A 3350-nucleotide genomic window follows, 5' to 3' on the forward strand; every position below is an offset into this window, starting at 1 on the left:
TGTCTCATTCATGCCTCGAGCTCTCGCGGGGACTCGCGTCCCATGGCCATCGCTCGGCTCCACACGCCCTTGAACCCCAAGTCCTCCCCATGCGCACGGCTTCGGGTCCGCGCTCCTGCCCACTCGACGTACCGAAGACCCGAAAATCAGCTTCGTGCATGTCTCCCAGGGCCTCGGACTGAACTCAACCCGTGATACGCCGCGTGGGCAGGAGGGCGCGCACGGCCCCACCAGCGTCCAACGGATCGCCTCCCCCAACCCGAGGGCCAGCAGGATGACGGCGAAGATGAGGGGGCCCTGCACCGGCCGCCGATAGGCCGGTACCAGCAGGCGCACGATGGCCTCCCCGAGGAAGAGCAGCCCGGCCCCGACGAAGATCAGCGTCCAGGCATCCCATCGTTCGGATCGCCCCAGGTAGGCCAGGTTCTGGACCAGCAGCACGCCCCCGGCCCAGAGCAGGACGAGCGCCCAGGCCAGGCTCCCGGGCGGATCATGGTGTGACCCGTGACCCCGGGGCCTTTCGTCTCCGGTCTCGTTCGTCTCGCTGGGGAATGGGTCGGACATGGTGGCTTCCCTGTGCTTGGGAGAAGCATGTGCATCGCTCGCCCGGACATCCTCTCCGCGGGTGCCAGGGTTACCTCTCCAGAAGAGTCCGCCGTGCCCGAGTCCCCAGGCTCCGGCGGGACGAGGGGAGGTGAGGCGGGTGGAAGCACGGATTCTCGCGAAGCCACGGACGGGCTGGCGGGTGCCCCCCACATGCCTGACTACGAGGCCGCATGTGCCTCCTTCTCGTGCGAGGCGGCCAGGCACGGACTGGCCGGCCTGCCCGGAGGGCGGGGGCTCAACATGGCCCACGCGGCGGTGGATCGGCACCGCCAGGAGGGGCGGGGAGGGCACCTGGCGCTTCGCCGGCTGGGCCGCCACGGTGAGCGCGAGGTCTTCACCTACGCGGAGCTGCGCGCCTGGACGAACCGCTTCGCCCAGGTGCTCGCCGGACTGGGAATCGCACCGGGCGAGCATGTCTTCTCCCTGCTGGGGCGCGTTCCGGAGCTGTACTTCACCGCGCTCGGCACCCTGAAGCACCGCGCCGTCTTCTGCCCGCTCTTCTCCGCCTTCGGTCCCGAGCCCATCCGCGCCCGCCTGCGGCGGGCCTCCGACACCTATGAGATCGGCCCGCCCAAGGGCGCCCTCCACGTCCACGGCGCCGTGCTCGCCCACCACGTCACCGGCTCGCTCGCGTTGGAGCTGCACCCGGACGGACTTCGACGCCGTGCGCGGGTGTTACCGCGCATCCTCGTTGATGCCCATCAACCAGCCGGTCCAAATCTCCATCCACACGCATGCGCGGTAACAGCCCGGGGGAAAGCGGGCCCACATTCCGCATCGCTGAAATCCAGGAATTCAAGAAGACCTGATTGCCCGGACTTGCGGTTTTCACGTACAGTCCAGCCCGAGCGTTATTTTCTAGATGGAGAAACCTCGATGGCGCGTGACATGGGTCGTTTCCTTCGCGGGGGGGCTTTGTTGTGCGGGTGGCTGATGGGGGTGGGCTGTGGGGGCCAGGACACGGGAGGGGTGCCGGCCGTGGAGCCCCTGGGGACGCAGGAGGCCGCGATGTGTGCGGGCACGAGCGTCTCCAGCCTGAGCCTCGCGGGCATCAGCACCTACGAGGGGGAGATGGCTGGCAATGGGCAATGGGCGGTCGCCAGCCCGGCCAACGCCGTGCGGCTGGAGTACTACCTGGACAACGTCTTGCAATCCAGCGAGGAGCGCCCCTATGCCTCCGGCACCTGGTACTTCAGCACCGCGGGGGTGGCCTGCGGTTCACACGGCTTCCTGGTGAAGGCCATCCCCATGGTCATCGACAGCGCGGGCAACCGCACCGTTTGCTGGAGCAGCCCGGGCAGGACGTTGACGCAGACCGTCGCGGATGGCTGCCCCAGCGCCACGGTGGGCAACAGCTACAACTGGAACTGGGGCAACGTCAGCAACGTGAGGTTCGGCGGAGGTGACAACGTCGCCGTCGTCACCGCTGGCGCCACCGTCTCGGTGAGCACCAACTACTTCATCGACGCCGGGTCCGTCGGGTGCCCTGGCTGTATCTCCCAGGTCATCCTGGGGGTGAGCGGCTCCAAGAAGTGCCTCTACAGCGGCGTGGGCGTGGTCTCCAGCAGCGCCACCACCACGCTCACCGCGCCCACGGCGCCGGGAAGCTATCTGGTCTGGGCGAGGGGCCAGTGGGAGTACAACTGCACCGATGCGCTCAACAAGACGTCGAGCGGCGGCCCGGTGGGGCTGATCGAGGTCTATGCCAACCCCTACACCTGGAATTGGGGGAGCATCTCCAACCTCACCGTCAACGGAAAGACGAACAAGCGGGTGCGCGCCGCGCCCGGTGCGAGCCTGGCGCTCACCGAGAACTTCTCGCTCAACACCGGCAGCTTCGGGTGCCCCACCTGTATCGCGCAGATCGTCATGGGCCTCGAGGGGGGCTCCAAGCAGTGCATCTACAGCGGCTCCGGCGTCACGTCGGGGAGCGCGGCGTACTCGCTCACCGCCCCCACCATCAAGGGAGTCTACAAGCTCTGGGCGAACCGCGAGTTGCAGTTCTCCTGCGCGAATGCCTTGAACCTCTTGAATGACGGGGCCGCGGTGTCCTTCGTCGAGGTGGATACCTGCGCGCACGACAAGTGCAGCACGGGCGGGCCGCTCACCTCCGGTTGCGACCAGATGTGCGTGAAGGACATCTGCGGCGTGGACCCCTATTGCTGTCAGACGAGCTGGGACAGTGTCTGCGTGGGGAGGGTCGCCAGCATCTGCAAGCAGCAATGCTGAGCGTGCGGAGCTGGGGGCTCACCCCGTAGCGCCCAGCTCCAGCATCAGCATCAGCAGATGCTTCTGGTGGTTGGTCGTAGCGGTGGCACGGGAAGGCCGGCGCCGTGCACGCGCCGTCGGCATCCGCGAGCCGCGTATCCACGTTGGAGGTATTCGTGCGCATTCTCTTCTGGGACGCCAACGGGTCCTGCACCGTGAGCAAGAGAGAGGAACGTCCTAGAATTGCGCAAATAAATACCCCTGGGGTTTTCCAGAGGTGGGAATCCGAGCAGCAGTCCCCATCGACCCCCCAGGGAGACACCAGATGACGAGAGCGTGCGAGCAGAAGCAGACGAGGACACGAGCGTGGGTGGCGGCCACGGCCCTGTTGATGACGGGGCTGACGGGCTGCGGCGTGGACGAGACACCGGCCGGGGAGCGCCTGACGAGCACGGAGGCACAGGCCCTCACGAACTACGCCAGCTACTTCATACAGGCCCAATCCTCCCAGAAGTGCATTTCGGTGTACGGGCCCT

At 67.1% G+C, this 3350-nt stretch carries 3 protein-coding genes; 2 read left to right on the plus strand and 1 reads right to left on the minus strand.

The features are described 5' to 3' along the window. On the minus strand, positions 1-564 hold a 564-nt coding region (locus VFZ09_RS01420), incomplete at its 3' end, for a hypothetical protein (protein WP_329725621.1). Positions 565-756: 192 nt separating this feature from the next. Here VFZ09_RS01420 and VFZ09_RS01425 point away from each other — a divergent pair. Together VFZ09_RS01425 and VFZ09_RS01430 are read left to right on the plus strand one after the other, a co-directional pair. Then, positions 757-2835: an AMP-binding protein gene (locus tag VFZ09_RS01425; RefSeq protein ID WP_329725622.1), complete on the plus strand. Its 2079-nt coding sequence runs from the start codon at positions 757-759 to the stop codon at positions 2833-2835. A 304-nt stretch (positions 2836-3139) separates the two neighbouring features. Continuing rightward, positions 3140-3350 (plus strand): hypothetical protein (locus VFZ09_RS01430; RefSeq protein ID WP_329725623.1); only part of this gene is annotated, 211 nt, incomplete at its 3' end.

This window comes from Archangium sp. (assembly GCF_036277355.1).
Lineage (GTDB): Bacteria > Myxococcota > Myxococcia > Myxococcales > Myxococcaceae > Archangium.